Source organism: Shewanella sp. 433 (assembly GCF_059338565.1).
This window is the reverse complement of the sequence record NZ_CM181703.1, coordinates 4037280-4052828: the sequence shown is the minus strand read 5'-3', so window position 1 is coordinate 4052828 and position 15549 is coordinate 4037280. Positions and strand designations below refer to the sequence as shown.

Here is a 15549-nt window from a genome sequence, read left to right as displayed (position 1 = left end):
GTGTTCTGAGTTATTGGTCTCGATTCATGATCCAATGGCTTAACAGACGTACACCGTGACCTGTGCCACCCTTAGGCGTGATCCCTTCATCTTTGGCTGCGAGTGCACTGCCAGCGATATCCAAATGGGCCCATGTAGTGTCACCACTGAACTGTTTCAAAAATACTGCCGCCGTGGACGCACCGGGGCCGCCATAGCCGGCATTTTTTAAATCGGCAATGGGACTCTTTAATAGATCCTCATAGGCTAGAGGTAGTCGCCACAACTTTTCATCGACGGTATGCCCAGAGAAGGTTAACTCATCGACTAAGGTGTCATCGTCACTAAAGATAGCGGTATAGCGTTTGCCCAGCGCACGCACTTTTGAGCCAGTTAAGGTGGCGATGTCCACCATGACTTGTGGCTGATAGTGGTGGCGGGCATACCACATACCATCGGCGAGAACTAATCTGCCCTCAGCATCGGTATTGAGTACTTCAACGCTTAAACCTTCGGCGGTTATCACGACATCACCCGGCGCAAAAGCGGTATCTGACACCATGTTGGCTGCCATTGCCATCACGCCGACCACATTGACATCAGCTTGCTGCAGGGCCATTGCTTTAATGGTACCCAATACGGTCGCGGCACCAGCCATATCCGATTTCATACGTGAGATAGAGTCGCCGGTGGCTTTTATGTTATAGCCACCAGAGTCGAAGGTGATCCCTTTGCCGACAAGGGCGATGGGGGTATCATCATTACCCGGCCAGTGAGCCACCACTAAACGTGCTCCCTCCTTCGAGCCACGACCCACCGCGTGCAAGGCGCCCATACCGAGCTGTTCAATCTGCTTGGGCTCTAAGATGGTGATCTTTACCCCGAGTTTTTTGAGTTCTTGGGCCGCGTTGGTAAAATCGACAGGTGTCATGGCACTGGGAACTTCTGAGGTGAGATCGCGAGCTAAAAAGACGCCTTTTTCAATGGCGGCAAGCTGTTGGTAGCGCTTGTCAGTGGCTGCGGGATTATCGACACTAATCTGGTAGTGCTTCTCGGCTGGCTTTTTCTCGGTTAGGTATTTATCAAATTGATAGGCGCGTAAGTTAATCCCGTGGGCCAGTTCTGCGGCGAAACTAACATTGCTGCTAGCATCGCTAAGCCCCGAGGTGAGAATAGATATCGCTTGGTTTTGGCTATCACCAAAGTAGGCCGTAATGCTAGCACCTAGCTTGTTAACATCACCAGGCGTCATGCCATTGTTGTCACCGATCCCCATGACGATGAGCCGTTGGATATCGAGTCCTTGTGGCATTAACACTTCCACGGTTTGTCCCATCTCTCCGCTGAAGTTTTTTAGCTGTAGCGCAGCTGAGATCCGTTGTTGAGATAATGCATCTAGGCGAGTTAAATCACTGGATGCGTGCTCACCCGTTTGAAATACCACCAAGGTATCTTGAGTTTCTGGCTGTGGCATAAAGTCGAACGTCTCTGCTTGTGCAGTTGTTCCCCATAAGCCAAGGGTCAGTGCGGTGGTGATCAGATTTTTTTTAGTTAACATAATATCCTCTAGCGCCAATCGAGCCCGATAGGTTGTTGTATTTTTTACTTGAGTTGGCGTGTGCTTAACTTGACAATTTTCTTATTATGGCCAGTAGCATGTAATGAAAAGATGTCACTGTAATTTAACAGAGGGGATAACTTTCATCATGAGTTGCCACATGGCGGGTAAGTTTACAAAATAAACATGAGTCGAAACTTAAGTTACCCCTAACCTGACTTGTTAATATGCTGTTTTTAATTTGAAATCTTAGATAACCAAGTGTCTGTGGTTGCTAGGCTATGCTACAGACCGCGTGAGCGCAATGTATGCGGCGTTATCTTGCCATGTGCAACTATAGAGTCATTAGCGGGCAACTAAGCCCACTGGCAAAATAATTTGAATGGGGTCGAACTATTGCTACACTCCGGCGGTCATATCCATCACTATATTGAAACCAACCCGTTTTACCTGCACTATCAAACACTACAAAACGTTTATGTGCGTTATTAACCCCAAGAGAGATTGCTATTTTTAAGTTAGCGACTAAGCAAACAGGTAGTTTATGGGGCACAATGGTCTTTACCATTTTGACCTTGCTCTGTTTGACCCAAAATAGTGGAATGCTTAACTTGCTGCTCAAAGATATGAGCGCGCAAGCCGATTCGGCTACAGCGGTAACAAGCGTTAATTCTGTTGCAAGCAATATCGATGGCCCGTCATCGGCTGCAGCGTCTGGCACCGCTCAGGTAAAGCCATGTGAGTTGTCGGAAAAGTCGATGCGTCTCGGTAGCGATAGCAACGATCTGACCCCGTTATTGATCTTACTGTGTTTACTGCCTCTTTTTCCCCTGACTTCTCGCGTGTTTACGCGTTTACCTCTACTTCAGGTTTACCAGGCTAAACCTCGGCGAATACATCTCACTTTTTGTCGTTTTCAAGAATGAAAACAACTTATTTATCATATTGATAGGTGAGTATGTGTCGATGTGTCAGTTGTCACTCCCTTTCGCATTATTACGCGAGATTGAGTCATTGCAGCATCCCCTAATTAGCACTCCTCCTATCTGACTTTTTGATACCGATCTTCTATCGCATCGCTGAATGCTAAGTCATATCGACGTGTAGCTCGTAGCGTAAGCCCGAGTATAGAAGTGACCTAATGCTAAGTATTACTGCTGTATCACCTAAATGAGCTGAATCGAGAATATCAGAGTGATTAGCCGTTATACTGACCAAAGAGATTAAATATATGTTATTGAATAATAATTATTTTATTCACAATCTGGGGGCGAAATGAGTCATTTAAAATCCCTATTAACGACCTGCTGGATATTCGTTTTATTGTTAGCGAGTCCATCGTTGCTCGCGGCGTCAACCGGATGGTTAGTTAATGATAATCATCCGCCCGCCAAGGTACGTTTGATGCTGACTGGTAAGGTGGATGCTAGCACTCGTACCTTACCAGCCGTGTTAGAAGTACAGCTGGATGGCGATTGGAAAACCTACTGGCGTAGCCCTGGAGAGGGAGGGATCGCGCCCTCTATCAAGTGGGATAATTCGAGCAATTTACAACAGGTGGATTGGGCATGGCCAGCGCCCGAGCAGTTTTCGTTATTAGGGCTGCAAACCTTCGGCTATAGCGGCAATACCACGTTTCCGCTAACCCTGACCTTGGCAGAACTTGCAGAGCCCACGGCCCTGCGCGGTAAAGTGACGCTGTCGACTTGTACCACCATCTGCGTGCTGACGGATTATCACATTAGCCTAGATTTTAACGCTAATACCTTACCAGCAGACACGGATGCCATGCATGCTTACAACAAGGCGGTGTCACTGGTACCGCAAAAGGTGGTCACGCCAGCAGCCATGACATTGGGGTGGGATGAAAGGCAAGGCATACTCGAAGTGCGACTGAGCGATGTTCACTGGCAACAGCCGATGGTGATTATCGATGGCGAGCCAGATACCACATTTAAGCTGGTAAGCCTTAAGCGCGCAGAGAGTGATGCAGGCGGTGAGCAACTGGTTGCGCTGTTCAGTGGCACGAGCTGGCTTGGTGAGCCAGCCCTGTTGGGGCAATCGCTTAACGTCACGGTTGTCGATAGTGAGCGTGCGCTGGAATATGCTGCCAAGGTCACCCCCACAGTTGTAATGCAGGAGGGAGGCTCACTGTTTAACATGATCCTGCTAGCGCTTATCGGGGGATTGATCTTAAACGTCATGCCCTGCGTGTTGCCTGTATTGGGGATGAAGTTGAGCTCTGTGATTGCGGCACCTGAGCTGAAACGCAAACAAATTCGACAACAGTTTATCGCCTCAGCACTGGGCATTTTAGTCTCTTTCTGGTTATTGGCAGGTTTTATCTTAATGCTTAAGTTTACTGGCCAAGCCATTGGTTGGGGGGTGCAGTTCCAAAATCCTTGGTTTATCGGCTTCATGGCGCTGGTGACCACTGTCTTTGCCTTTAATATGTTAGGTGTATTTGAGATCGCCTTACCTGCGAGTGTACAAACCAAGTTGGCGACAACCGGTGGCAATGATAATCGAGGCCACTTTTTACAGGGCATGTTTGCCACTTTACTTGCAACTCCGTGCAGTGCGCCTTTCTTAGGAACCGTAGTGGCCTTTGCCTTAGGCGCCGATGTGCTGAGTTTGTTGGTCATCTTTACTGCATTGGCTGTGGGCATGGCATTGCCTTGGTTGATCGTGGCGGCGTTTCCGCAAGTGGCAACCTACCTCCCAAAACCCGGTCGCTGGATGAATACGGTAAAGATCCTGTTCTCAGGCATGCTACTGCTGACCAGTTTATGGCTGATTAGTCTATTAGCTAATTTTATCGATGCCTTGTATCTGTGGCCGCTAGCCGGTCTTATCACACTGACATTTATGCTGTTTATGGCTAAAAAATATGGCGCTATTGCCATTGTTAGCTGTTTCAGTGTCGGCATCATGTTGTCGGCGCTACTAGGCTTTATGACAGTAAATCAGTGGGCTAAGCCTTTGCCAGCAGATTTAGCATGGACACCGCTGGATCAACAGGTGATCGATCAACTGGTCGCCCAAGGTAGGACAGTCTTTGTCGATGTGACCGCAGATTGGTGCATCACCTGCAAGGCCAATAAGATTGGCGTGATCTTACAAGACCCGGTTTACAGCAAATTGCAACAGCCGCATATGCTACCGATGCAAGGCGATTGGACGGAGGCGTCAGCGCCAATTACTCGTTATCTTCAGCGTCATAACCGTTTTGGGGTGCCATTTAACATGGTATATGGCCCTGGTGCGCCACAAGGAATTGAATTACCAGAGATTCTAACGAGTGACTTAGTGATCGAGGCAATCGATAAGGCGTCCATGTTACCCAGATTATCCGCAGATGCTCAACCCAAGGTAGTTCAAGACAAATTAGAGCTCAGCTTAGCGAAAATACCAAGGAGTAACATATGACTAGCGAACAGTCATCCACCCCATTGTTTAAGCGATTATGGGGTGGAGTTAAGACAATTGCACTCTGGTTAGTGTTAGCCATGGTGTTAACTGGTGTCATGGATATGTGGCGTGGTAAAGATATTCCACGGGATAATTTACCAGAACTCAAGGGGATAACCCTAGCAGGGCAGGCGGTGGATATTGCGACGCTAAGCCAAGAGCAAGCGGTACTGGTTTACTTTTGGGGCACTTGGTGCCCCGTATGTAACTTTGTCAGTCCGGCGGTCAATCAAATGTCGGCTTATTTTCCTGTGGTAACGGTGGCCATGAACTCGGGTGAAGATGATAAGTTAGCAAAATATCTTCAACATCAAGAATATGGATTCGACACCATTAACGACAAGGATAATAGCATCGCCCGTACCTGGTCGTTGCAGGCCACCCCCACACTGATGGTATTTAAAGAGGGGGAGCTGAAATATTACACCACAGGCTTTACCAGTCTGCCCGGTATGTGGTGGCGCATGCTCTTAGCCTAACCATAGCTGTTTGCCGCTGGCAAAGCGCTCAAGGCATTGATACGTCTTTCGTTAAGGTTATATTGACTTGAGCGTGCTAGCGACAAACAGCATCACTTCATCGCGGTAAGCACGGCTGCTTCGTAAAATAAACAGATAGATAGCGCCATTATGTAGAGAGTCGAGGGCAACTCTTGTGACGTGATCTCAGCGGTGGGAGTTACCGATTAGAGCGTGTAAGGGGACAATTATGTGCAATAGATAGCAAAACGGGCTTCCCATTTCTGGAAAACCCGTTCTGATACAGCTGGTTAAGAATTACTTCTTAGTTCATGCCGTAGATCGCACTTTGCTGTTTTCAGTGGTTTTGGTAGGTATCTGTTTGTCATAAGTTTTTCTTAGTTATCAACAGTTAAGGGGGTTTTGCTGTCTTCATTGGTATTGGTTGGTTTCGGTCGCTATGGTTAGATGGGGGTACATATGGGGGTACATGGAATTTCGCCATTTACCCGATAAAATGAGCCTAAAATTATGCTGTATGAAACCACATTGCGCGCCTTAAATGGCAAGCCTCAACCTCAAATGAAAGAGTTAACCGATGGCAAAGGGCTCGGGGTGCGAGTCTCTAAACTGGGCAAAGTAAGCTTCCAGTTTCGCTATAAAATCTATGGTAAAAATAAACGTATGGATCTAGGTGGATATCCCGAACTGTCGCTCAGGCAGGCAAGGGATATCGTTGATGAGTGTCGCTCATGGCTTGCAGAAGGGCATGATCCTAAATTAAAGCGCAGCATGAGCAGGGAGAAGACCCTAGCGCCTGTGACCGTTCAGCAGGCTTTAGAGTATTGGATTGATAACTACGCTAGAGATAATCGCATCCACGTCGATAAAACAATCACTCAATTTCAGCGTCATATCTATCCCGCTATTGGCCACTTCCCGTTAGAGCAAACCGAAACGAGGCACTGGATAGAATGTTTTGACCGCATTCGGCGTGGAATAAAAGGTAAACGCAAGCCTGCACCCGTCGCAGCAGGGCAAATACTGCAAAATGCCAAGCAAGCCTTAAGATTTTGTCGCGTTAGACGCTACGCTATCAGTCGCGAGCTTGATGACTTAATTGCCTCTGACGTTGGTCAAAAACAAAGGCAGAAAGATAGGGTGTTGTCTGATGTTGAGGTATACGACTTAATTCACTCAATCCAAAAGCGTGAAGGCGCTTTTTATATGCGTTACCTGTGCCAGCTATTGCTGGTGTTTGGTGCGAGAACCCAAGAGTTGCGCCTATCAAGGTTTGACGAGTGGGATTTAGAGCGTGACCTATGGACAGTGCCTAAAGCCCATAGCAAAACTAACAAAATTATTATTAGGCCTATCCCCGCCAAAGTGAAGCCGATCATTGCGTTTTTGTATAAACGCCATGGTGACTCGGGCTATCTATTGGGTACCTTAAAGAGTGGTGAAACGGTGAGCTGTTCTGGTGGATTACTGTATAAGCGATTAAAGCATAAAGAGTCGTGGTCGCTCCATGATTTACGTCGAACCTTCACCACTAAGCTCAATGATCTTGGGGTCGCCCCTTACGTCGTTGAGCAACTATTAGGGCATTCGTTAGGTGGTGTGATGGCTATCTATAATCGCAGCCAGTACCTGCCAGAAAAGCTCGCTGCATTAAATATGTGGTGTGAGTGGCTAGATAGGTTAGCAAACCCAATTGATAACGTCGTGCTTATCAACTCCGCTAGGGCTGGTTAGTCCAAAAGTGAATGTTACATGTTCAAGATTCTTACCTGCTATAGCGTGTAAATTTCTTTTAACGGCTACAGCGTGTAAAGTCGATTTTAACGGTTATAGCGTGTAAATATTGATTTACCTGTTATAGCGTGTAAATTAATAGGTGATCTTGGTCATTGATTGAAAGGCACTATATGAAGGGCAGCGTATGAAAGTGACGACTACAAAACAGTTAAGCAATTATCTAAAAGATACGCGTTTATCGATGAAGCTTTCACAAAGCAAAGTGGCTAGCAAAGTGGGTATAAGGCAAGACACAGTGTCGAGCTTTGAGCATAATCCAGATTCGACAAAGCTTGAAACGCTGTTTAAGCTACTGTCATCACTCAACCTCGAATTAGAGGTTAAGCCCAGAGCGTCCCAAGCCGACCCATCTGATCCTAGCACCTTATCAAGCCATAAAGATTGGCAAGAGGATTGGTGATGGCGATATTAGACGTTTATATGAACGGTTATCGGGTGGGGGAGTTTACTAAGACATCCACGGGTGCCCATCACTTTAAGTATGATGAGGAGTGGCTGAGCTTAGCTGGAAGTCGTCCCATATCGCTGTCTATGCCGCTGCGTCATCAAGCCTATAAAGGTGATGAGGTATATAACTTTTTTGATAACTTGCTTCCCGATAATCCCGATGTGCGTAACCGAATCGTTGCTCGTCATAAGGCGGCTTCATCACAGCCTTTTGACTTATTGGCTAAAATTGGTCAGGACAGTGTAGGTGCGCTGCAATTAGTCTCTCATGGGCAAGCGCCCCATAACATTAAGCAGATTGACTATAAGCCGCTTTCAGATGCAGCCCTAGAACAGGTATTGAAAGGCTATATGTCGGGTATTCCGTTAGGTATGCTACGGGAGCAAGATGACTTTAGGATCTCAATAGCGGGGGCACAGGAAAAAACCGCACTGCTAAATGCTAACGGACAATGGCGCTTGCCTATTCACGCCACACCAACCACACATATCATTAAGCTGCCTATAGGCACCATAAAGAGCCATTCATACACTATCGATATGTCAGATAGCGTGGAAAACGAATATCTGTGTATGAAGGTCGCAGAGGCGTTTGGCCTAGTGGTGGCACAATGCCACATCCTGCATGTTGGGGATATTAAGGCGCTCGTAGTTGAACGGTTTGATAGGCGCTATGCCCAAGATGCCAGCTGGATCATGCGTCTGCCTCAAGAGGATTTTTGTCAGGTACTCAATGTGCCACCAGCCAAGAAGTATGAGAGCGATGGTGGCCCAGATATTCAGGCCATCATGACTGAACTATTGGGTTCAACCAATCCTGAGCGTGACCGATACGACTTCATGAAAGCTCAAGTGCTGTTTTGGTTATTGGGCGCTATAGATGGACACGCTAAAAACTTCTCAATCTTTATTGAGGCTGGTGGCGGTTATCGTCTAACGCCTCTGTATGACATTTTATCCATCTATCCCGCCATTGGTGGCCAAGGGCTCAATATACGCGATGCTAAGCTCGCCATGTCGCTAAAAGCCAGCAAGGGTAAAAAGGCTCAGCTGGATAAAATATTCCCAAGGCATTTTATTCAAACGGCCAAAGCCGTTGGTTTTGATACAGACGCCATGGCCAACATCATGATAGAGATGGCAGACATGCTTGATGTTGTCATTATGAAGGTCAAAGCAGAGCTTCCTGAAGGCTTCCCTGCTCACATTCGAGACGCGATATTCGATGGCTTAAAATCACGCGGAGCACGTTTGACCCTTGATAATATTTGGCAGGCTTGCGGTTAAGCTAAACGCTGCGCGCCAGCTTAGTCACTAACACCTAGTAAACGATGCCATATTGCTCCGATGCGCAGCCATAGCAAACAATGGCATCGGTATCGAAATCAACAAATGACGCTAAATCCATCGCGTCGCCATCATTGCAGCTTACTTTGCAGTGGTAACAAGGGGCGGGATATCGTTGCTCAGCTTCAAGCTTAAGCCTTAATGCATTCACTTCATCGAGTGTTGCACTCAGCGGCAGGGTGTCGATCATTTCATCGCAGGGGAAGGGGGTATGCGGGTGTGGCCAATCGGTAGATGAGATATAGAACTCGATTTGCTCTTCACCTTTAAACACGCTCACAACGTCACCATAGCGAGATATACGATCGACTAAGCGAGTATCGAAGGATTGCTTAAAAGTCGCTGAGCATGGCTGGTGGGCGCTCTGCTTATCGCTATTGGTATGATTAGCAGTGCTAGCGCAAGTATCACTATTGCAAAGCTCGGCGGATACTAACTGCTTACAGTTACGACAAATCATAAATAGTTGCGACTCATCGAGGCGACGATAGATCGCATTAAAGGTGTTCCCTAGGAGGTTTAAGTTAGGATTGAGCTTGGTGTGAATGGTCTTGCTATCACAGCCCGTCGCGCTGTGGATATGCGCGGTTAGCGTAAATCGCTCTGGTAGTAACTCGATCGAGTAGAGCACTTGCTCGGTGATAGGTCGATTAATACTGTCAATGAGGGTCGGCTCTTGCCGCTCATGTGGACAATAGTCATAGATAGCATTTGGCTTAAAGACATGTGTTTTATGGCGTAGCACTGATGATAAGCGCGTGATTAACGCCTCATCGCCACTTACGCTAATGGCGTTTTGGGCGAGCAGCGAGCGTACCGTTGGGATTAAATCGGCCTTCATACACGTTATCCTTAAAGTGGTGAATTCACCGTTATTATCGTCAAAGTCATTGTTAACAAAGTCATTTGCCACCTTCATAGTACCGATATTGGCTCAGCTAAAGCAAAAGATAATAAAGAGGAGTTGTTATCGTACGTGCTCGAAAAGCTCAATGAAGCATTTGCTAATGAAAACCTATCCGATGGCGATTTGATTAATACCGTCCATAAGTGGAGTGAGAAGGTTCGCGAGAACGAAACCGTGATGGCGCAAATCAAGCACAACTCTGGGCTCAAGCCATGCTAGGCGACTTCCCTGTTGCGAGTGATGAGGCGGTGATGGCTAGTTCAAGCGCCGAGCAAGAGATGATGATGAAGTATCTCAGCGACCCCGCTACTCGCCAAAGCGTATTAGAGGTTATGTTTGATATGTTGAATGGGCAGAGGGCTTAAGCGTGGGCGTTACAGATTAATGCTACTTGCTTTTACTGTATTAAGGCGTAATGACGGCGATTATAACAATCGTTCTACTGCTGGCGGCTGAAAGTCATCGTTGCTTTATTTCTGTTCGTCAATAAGAGGACGTTACTTTAATTACACTCGCGAGTGATCACTGTCATGATCACTTTTTTTGATCACGCTGATGTTTGATCAGTTACTATCGATGCGACTGCAACTTAATGCCAATAAGTCAAGGTGTTACCTATGGCTGGTAGTTTTAGTGCGGGATAAAATGATGAGTGATCATAAAAACGCCGATACGGTTGACATTTCATTAACATTTTTCGGAGTAAAATAACGGGTTGCGCATAATCACGCGGGGAGGCTGAAAGTTGATCTCATCTAGCCTTGGATTTTAGTCGGCTAAAATTGTGGCTTTTCGTTTTGACAGGAAGGTCAGTCTTGCCCTTGTTTTTAGCGAGGTAGCTAAGCCTATAAAATGCGGCTTGCTGACTACTTAAATCGTTTCTTAATACCATGTAGCTGCAATTATAAGGGAAATGGATAGTGATATTTATTAGCAGTTTCATTGCCGCTTTGACGACGTTAAACGTCGTGTAGGTGTTTCTCACTTTTTGGCCGTTAAGCATGACAAAACAGTGGTAATGGCATTTTTCGCTATGGCTATTTTGCTCCCTAACCCAACCGAAACCAACTTCAGATTGGTAACGAGATTCTAATTTTTTTGTTATGTAGCGACTTAGTTTGCCTATCTCTTTATTATCCTCTGGCGAGTCGTATAGCGCCACATCAAAGCGGATCATGAATAGCTTGGAGTGCATAGTGAGGTAGCTCATACAATAGTGATAGAGCTTGTTTAATAATCTATGGTTCAATCCGTCGGGGAACGCCATCACTCTCCACGCCTTGCCATCAATCGTCGTATCAATAGCACTGCCAGCATAGTCAAAGTGAGTCCCATAATGGCTGCTAGAGTGCTTGTTATACAAACGCTCAATTTGATGATTAGGCGTACTTAAGCTTAAAGACATAATAATATTTAAAACCTAGTGTAATTAACGACCAAGCAGGGCTAAAAGGCTTTTGCAATGGTCTTTGGGGATTGTTGCTTTCAATTTTGGCGCTGCGATAAAGTGCATTAACAGCCCAACTTGTTTCATCTTAATTTGATAAAAAGGGCAACCTAATTGCCCTAGTCGATCAAGTCGCTATTGAGCTTCCCATTTCTTATATTCGGACAGTCGCACTTGCCACCTATTTTGTGACTTATAGGCTCTAGGGGCGTCCTTTGAGCTTCTTAGCCACTCTCGGACTGTCTTAGGGCTTCGGTTTAATCTCACCGCTATTTGAGCGGTTGATAAGCTTGGTTCAGGGGTGAAGTTAGCCGCGATACGTTGGCAGGGTTTGGCTCTGTTTTTATTGCTATCAACGTGAGTGTTGGTGTGCTTCATAGGTTTTCCTCCTTCAGCTCTATCACAGGTCGTGAATGAATCCACGCTAGTACCTCGGTTAATTTCCAGTGATTGGTGTTGACACTGTAACCCTCCCTTAAAATCAGAATGTTTTAAATAGAGTTTTCCATTTACACTAAACCAAATGGAGAATCACATGAAAAAGACACGTTTTACTGAAAGCCAAATTATCAACATCCTCAAAGAAGGCGAGTCTGGTGCACAGACTGTGCCTGAGTTATGTCGCAAACATAATGTAGGTCAAAGTACCTATTACAAATGGAAATCTAAGTACGGTGGGATGCAAGCCTCTGACTTAACCCGTATGCGGGAATTAGAAGCCGAGAACGCCAAACTTAAAAAGATGTTTGCTGATGTCAGCTTACAAAATATGGCACTCAAAGATATTGTTGAAAAAAAGCTATAAGGCCAGCAGAACGAAAGGTATTAGCCCACTATGCCATTAATGAATTTGGCCTAGGTGTTGTGCTGGCTTGTGATGCGTTAAACATCAGTCGTTGCACATATTATTATCAACTTAAACGTATAGATGATAATGATATTATTGAGGCAGTATCAGACATTGCTGAAAAACATAAGGCCTATGGGTTTCGGAAGATATTTAAGCGGCTACGGCTCCTAGGCCATAAATGGAACCATAAACGTGTGTACCGTATTTATTGTGGTTTGAAGCTTAACTTACGGCGTAAAGGTAAAAAGCGCTTACCTTCTCGAGAGCCTGAGCCACTGGCCGTTCCAGCAAAGGCTAATGAATGCTGGTCTATGGATTTTATGAGTGATAACTTATTTTCAGGCAAGTCTTTCAGAACATTTAATGTCATTGATGATTATCATCGTGAAGCGTTAGCCATCGAAGTGGACTCGAGCTTACCTGCACAGAGGGTTATACGCGTGCTGGATAGAATCGCAGCCTACCGTGGTTACCCAAAGCGATTAAGGCAAGATAATGGGCCAGAATTTATCTCACATGCACTTGAGATATGGGCTGAAGAACATGGCATCAAGTTAGATTTTATTAAGCCAGGAAAACCAACGCAAAATGCGTATATTGAGCGATTCAACCGCACTTATCGAAATGAAGTATTAGACTGTTACTTGTTCAATAGCTTGACTGAAGTAAGGGAAATCACAGATAGTTGGATTGAAGAATATAATTATGATCGGCCACATGAATCACTGAATGATTTACCGCCTAAATTATATGAGCGATTAATTGAGGAAAACTCTCTCAAAATATGATCGATATAAGGGAGGGTTACAACACTTTGCTTAATGCGCTTAGGGAAGCGACCTTGACGCTCTAGTTGGAAGGCATGGGCTCGACTAACAGCGGTAAGAAATTGTCTCTGTTGTTCGTTGATAAGGGGAGTGCCCGACTCAGGGTGACAGGGGGGAGTAAACAAGTTGTTATTCATCTTTACCTCTATAGCAGTTGTTTTAGTAGAGGCTAGGATTTTCACGAGTTAGCAAGTCAAAACAAAATTTACGGGGATTTTAGCGTTTTTAATGGTTTTGGTGGGGCTTAAATAGGATAAAAGGGCGCTGGTGGTGTTCCACCAGCGCCCTAAAATCAGTGCTTATTTGTCCCTTGTGGGTTTTGCCATTGTGCTAATTGGACGGGATCCCAACCGACAACTCGGTTATTTTTAACGACGGCTTGGAGTAATTTTCCTGATTTATGCCAACGCCAAATAGTCGTTCGGCTTTTTTTTAGCAGCTTACACATATGAGTAATATCTACCAACTCGTCAAAAAGGGGGAGTTGCACCTCTTGTTTAATCATTATTCCACCCCCTATTTAGGCTGAATAGAAGATGCGACAGACCTCGAATGTACCCACGCCACTAGCTCAGATAGCAGCCAACCTACCGAGCGGTTAGAGATCTGTCTACGGCGAGGGAATAGGCCTTTGCGCTCTAATTGGAAGGCTTCGGATTTACTTACGCCTGTGATAAGTCGTCTTTCTTTCTCTTTGACGAGTCTATCTAATGCGATTTTGTTTATCGCCAACGTATCTAGTATGGATAAATCTTGGTGTGTCATAGGAACGCTCCGTATTGAGTGGGTTTTAAAAGCCCATTTTCAACATGAGAAGCGAAACCCTGAAATTTTAGGGCGTTTTAGTGAGCGACATTATTAAGAGGGAACAAAGGAAACTTTTCACACGATTTATTTTAGGGGTGAATTGCTACAGTGATTAAGGTGGGGCAACAAAACAACGGGGGTACATATGGGGGTACATATAAGCAAAAACGGGCTTTTCGTTGCCGAAAAACCCGTTCTGATACAGCTAATTAAGAATCGCTTCTTAGTTCATGCCGTATTTTTTTAATTTCTTGCGTAGCGTACCACGGTTGATACCTAGCATGTTGGCGGCGCGAGTCTGGTTGCCACGAGTGTGCTGCATGATGATATCTAGTAGAGGTGCTTCAACTTCACATAACACCATTTCGTAAACTTCTTCAGCTTCTTGGCCGTCCATTTGAGCGAAAAAGTTAGTTACTGCGCGCTTAACTGCGTCACGTAGTAACTGAGGCTTGATAGTGCCGTTAGCGGTTTCGATTTTGCCTACGGTAAGCTGATGAGCTTCTGGTTGAGTTGTCTGATCAAACATTCGTATTCTGCTCTTTATTAATTCTTTACTAATTCATCAAAATAACGTTCCAACATGGAACATTGTTCTTCAACAGTTTCCAGCCGATTAAACTCGGCTCTCAATGGTCTCTGCGCTTCTTGGTCCAGATACCATCCAACATGCTTTCTGGCGATACGTAACCCTTTGTATTCGCCATACAATGCATATAAGTCTTTGAGGTGTTCCAGCATCACTTGACGCTTTTCGTCCACTTCAATTGGCGCTAGCTTATTACCTGTTTCCAGATAATGTTGGATCTCTCTGAATACCCAAGGCCGTCCTTGAGCGCCTCTTCCTATCATCAGGGCATCGGCACCAGTATGGTCAAGCACAAAGCGTGCTTTCTCTGGGGTGCAGATGTCTCCGTTAGCGACAACCGGAATAGAGACATTCTGTTTAATAGCGGCAATGGTGTCGTACTCGGCTTCGCCTTTGTACATACATTGTCTCGTGCGGCCATGTACGGCTAACGAGGCAATACCACAATCTTCTGCTATTTGGGCTATTTGAATACCGTTACGGTGTTCTGGTGCCCAGCCGGTGCGAATTTTCAGTGTAACCGGGACATCCACTGCGGCAACGACAGCTTGCAAAATCGCTTTTACTTGCTCTGGTTGCTGTAGTAGTGCCGATCCAGCCAGCTTCTTATTCACTTTTTTTGCAGGACATCCCATATTGATATCGATGATCTGCGCCCCTTGTTGTACGTTGACAACGGCGGCGTGAGCCATCATATCCGGATCGGCTCCTGCAATTTGTACTGAGCGGATCCCATTCTCACCAGCATGTGTCATACGCTGACGGCTTTTGTCGGTATCCCAAACTTCAGGATTGGACGAAAGCATCTCTGAAACCGCTAAGGCAGCGCCATAACGTAAGCAGAGATTTCGAAAGGGTTGGTCGGTGACTCCTGCCATAGGAGCCACGATCAGCTGATTTTTCAGTTGATAGGGTCCAATCTGCATTTATCATTACACCTTGCGCTTCAAAGGGGCGCTATAGTACGCCTTTTTCAAGCCGGTGAAAAGGTCAATAAATGACCTGGGAGCAACTTTTTTACTTGACTTTTGTGTGCTGTGAAGT

General features: G+C 45.8%; 16 protein-coding genes. 8 read left to right on the top strand and 8 right to left on the bottom strand.

The genetic code is table 11. The annotated features are described in order from the left end of the window. Positions 1 to 10: 10 nt before the first annotated feature. The gene (locus AC5YB1_RS17960; protein ID WP_494520269.1) at positions 11 to 1537 is read right to left on the bottom strand and encodes a leucyl aminopeptidase; all 1527 of its coding nucleotides are present in this window, start codon (positions 1535 to 1537) and stop codon (positions 11 to 13) included. A 554-nt stretch (positions 1538 to 2091) separates the two neighbouring features. On the opposite strand from AC5YB1_RS17960, the gene AC5YB1_RS17955 reads away from it, so the two are divergent. The 6 genes from AC5YB1_RS17955 to AC5YB1_RS17930 all read left to right on the top strand — a co-directional run bounded on the left by AC5YB1_RS17955 (position 2092) and on the right by AC5YB1_RS17930 (position 9018). Then, the gene (locus tag AC5YB1_RS17955; RefSeq protein WP_494520268.1) at positions 2092 to 2463 is read left to right on the top strand and encodes a hypothetical protein; all 372 of its coding nucleotides are present in this window, start codon (positions 2092 to 2094) and stop codon (positions 2461 to 2463) included. A 349-nt stretch (positions 2464 to 2812) separates the two neighbouring features. After that, entirely contained in the window at positions 2813 to 4966 is a 2154-nt protein-coding gene (locus AC5YB1_RS17950) for a protein-disulfide reductase DsbD family protein (RefSeq protein ID WP_494520267.1), read from the top strand. After that, positions 4963 to 5487 carry a protein disulfide oxidoreductase gene (locus AC5YB1_RS17945; protein WP_475515163.1) on the top strand — a complete coding sequence of 175 codons (525 nt, stop codon included), beginning with the start codon at positions 4963 to 4965 and terminating at the stop codon, positions 5485 to 5487. The genes AC5YB1_RS17950 and AC5YB1_RS17945 overlap by 4 nt, the downstream gene beginning before the upstream one ends. Positions 5488 to 5997: 510 nt before the next feature. Continuing rightward, on the top strand, positions 5998 to 7221 hold the full coding sequence (locus AC5YB1_RS17940; protein WP_475515162.1) for a tyrosine-type recombinase/integrase: 1224 nt from the start codon (positions 5998 to 6000) through the stop codon (positions 7219 to 7221). A gap of 187 nt (positions 7222 to 7408) precedes the next feature. Beyond that, positions 7409 to 7684 (top strand): helix-turn-helix domain-containing protein, encoded by a 276-nt coding sequence (locus tag AC5YB1_RS17935; RefSeq protein ID WP_475515161.1) that lies wholly within the window; start codon positions 7409 to 7411, stop codon positions 7682 to 7684. Continuing rightward, positions 7684 to 9018, top strand: coding sequence for a type II toxin-antitoxin system HipA family toxin (locus tag AC5YB1_RS17930; RefSeq protein ID WP_475515160.1), 1335 nt, complete (start codon positions 7684 to 7686; stop codon positions 9016 to 9018). The genes AC5YB1_RS17935 and AC5YB1_RS17930 overlap by 1 nt, the downstream gene beginning before the upstream one ends. Positions 9019 to 9052: 34 nt before the next feature. Here AC5YB1_RS17930 and AC5YB1_RS17925 read toward each other — a convergent pair whose 3' ends face one another. Then, positions 9053 to 9919 carry a hypothetical protein gene (locus tag AC5YB1_RS17925; protein WP_475515159.1) on the bottom strand — a complete coding sequence of 289 codons (867 nt, stop codon included), beginning with the start codon at positions 9917 to 9919 and terminating at the stop codon, positions 9053 to 9055. Between the two features lie 278 nt (positions 9920 to 10197). Between AC5YB1_RS17925 and AC5YB1_RS17920 the strand changes: the two genes are divergently transcribed. Further along, positions 10198 to 10350, top strand: coding sequence for a hypothetical protein (locus AC5YB1_RS17920; RefSeq protein WP_494520266.1), 153 nt, complete (start codon positions 10198 to 10200; stop codon positions 10348 to 10350). Positions 10351 to 10736: 386 nt separating this feature from the next. Here the strand turns inward: AC5YB1_RS17920 and AC5YB1_RS17915 are convergent, their stop codons facing one another. Beyond that, complete coding sequence (locus AC5YB1_RS17915; protein WP_494520265.1) at positions 10737 to 11390, bottom strand: YagK/YfjJ domain-containing protein; 654 nt, start codon at positions 11388 to 11390, stop codon at positions 10737 to 10739. Between the two features lie 577 nt (positions 11391 to 11967). Between AC5YB1_RS17915 and AC5YB1_RS17910 the strand changes: the two genes are divergently transcribed. Beyond that, positions 11968 to 13070 (top strand): IS3 family transposase gene (locus AC5YB1_RS17910; RefSeq protein ID WP_494519615.1). Its coding sequence is split into 2 segments (ribosomal slippage): positions 11968 to 12232 and positions 12232 to 13070, totalling 1104 coding nucleotides; the frame shifts between segments, so codons are not numbered across the junction. Here the strand turns inward: AC5YB1_RS17910 and AC5YB1_RS17905 are convergent. From AC5YB1_RS17905 to dusB, 5 genes are all read right to left on the bottom strand, one after another. Next, positions 12986 to 13246: an AlpA family phage regulatory protein gene (locus AC5YB1_RS17905; protein WP_494520264.1), complete on the bottom strand. Its 261-nt coding sequence runs from the start codon at positions 13244 to 13246 to the stop codon at positions 12986 to 12988. The genes AC5YB1_RS17910 and AC5YB1_RS17905 overlap by 85 nt on opposite strands. Positions 13247 to 13401: 155 nt before the next feature. Continuing rightward, positions 13402 to 13614, bottom strand: a complete 213-nt coding sequence (locus AC5YB1_RS17900; RefSeq protein ID WP_475515614.1) for a helix-turn-helix transcriptional regulator — start codon at positions 13612 to 13614, stop codon at positions 13402 to 13404. Between the two features lie 11 nt (positions 13615 to 13625). Then, on the bottom strand, positions 13626 to 13874 hold the full coding sequence (locus AC5YB1_RS17895; protein ID WP_494520263.1) for a helix-turn-helix transcriptional regulator: 249 nt from the start codon (positions 13872 to 13874) through the stop codon (positions 13626 to 13628). Between the two features lie 265 nt (positions 13875 to 14139). Then, entirely contained in the window at positions 14140 to 14445 is a 306-nt protein-coding gene (gene fis, locus AC5YB1_RS17890) for a DNA-binding transcriptional regulator Fis (protein ID WP_011864135.1), read from the bottom strand. Positions 14446 to 14462: 17 nt separating this feature from the next. Then, positions 14463 to 15431, bottom strand: a complete 969-nt coding sequence (gene dusB / locus AC5YB1_RS17885; RefSeq protein WP_475515616.1) for a tRNA dihydrouridine synthase DusB — start codon at positions 15429 to 15431, stop codon at positions 14463 to 14465. Between the last annotated feature and the right edge of the window lie 118 nt (positions 15432 to 15549).

Excerpts from the sequence above, each read along its gene's own strand:
- AC5YB1_RS17960 (WP_494520269.1), bottom strand. The coding sequence starts at position 1,537 with ATGTTAACTAAAAAAAATCTGATCACCACCGCACTGACCCTTGGCTTA.
- AC5YB1_RS17955 (WP_494520268.1), top strand. The coding sequence starts at position 2,092 with ATGGTCTTTACCATTTTGACCTTGCTCTGTTTGACCCAAAATAGTGGA.
- AC5YB1_RS17950 (WP_494520267.1), top strand. The coding sequence starts at position 2,813 with ATGAGTCATTTAAAATCCCTATTAACGACCTGCTGGATATTCGTTTTA.
- AC5YB1_RS17945 (WP_475515163.1), top strand. The coding sequence starts at position 4,963 with ATGACTAGCGAACAGTCATCCACCCCATTGTTTAAGCGATTATGGGGT.
- AC5YB1_RS17940 (WP_475515162.1), top strand. The coding sequence starts at position 5,998 with ATGCTGTATGAAACCACATTGCGCGCCTTAAATGGCAAGCCTCAACCT.
- AC5YB1_RS17935 (WP_475515161.1), top strand. The coding sequence starts at position 7,409 with ATGAAAGTGACGACTACAAAACAGTTAAGCAATTATCTAAAAGATACG.
- AC5YB1_RS17930 (WP_475515160.1), top strand. The coding sequence starts at position 7,684 with ATGGCGATATTAGACGTTTATATGAACGGTTATCGGGTGGGGGAGTTT.
- AC5YB1_RS17925 (WP_475515159.1), bottom strand. The coding sequence starts at position 9,919 with ATGAAGGCCGATTTAATCCCAACGGTACGCTCGCTGCTCGCCCAAAAC.
- AC5YB1_RS17920 (WP_494520266.1), top strand. The coding sequence starts at position 10,198 with ATGCTAGGCGACTTCCCTGTTGCGAGTGATGAGGCGGTGATGGCTAGT.
- AC5YB1_RS17915 (WP_494520265.1), bottom strand. The coding sequence starts at position 11,390 with ATGTCTTTAAGCTTAAGTACGCCTAATCATCAAATTGAGCGTTTGTAT.
- AC5YB1_RS17905 (WP_494520264.1), bottom strand. The coding sequence starts at position 13,246 with ATGAATAACAACTTGTTTACTCCCCCCTGTCACCCTGAGTCGGGCACT.
- AC5YB1_RS17900 (WP_475515614.1), bottom strand. The coding sequence starts at position 13,614 with ATGATTAAACAAGAGGTGCAACTCCCCCTTTTTGACGAGTTGGTAGAT.
- AC5YB1_RS17895 (WP_494520263.1), bottom strand. The coding sequence starts at position 13,874 with ATGACACACCAAGATTTATCCATACTAGATACGTTGGCGATAAACAAA.
- fis (WP_011864135.1), bottom strand. The coding sequence starts at position 14,445 with ATGTTTGATCAGACAACTCAACCAGAAGCTCATCAGCTTACCGTAGGC.
- dusB (WP_475515616.1), bottom strand. The coding sequence starts at position 15,431 with ATGCAGATTGGACCCTATCAACTGAAAAATCAGCTGATCGTGGCTCCT.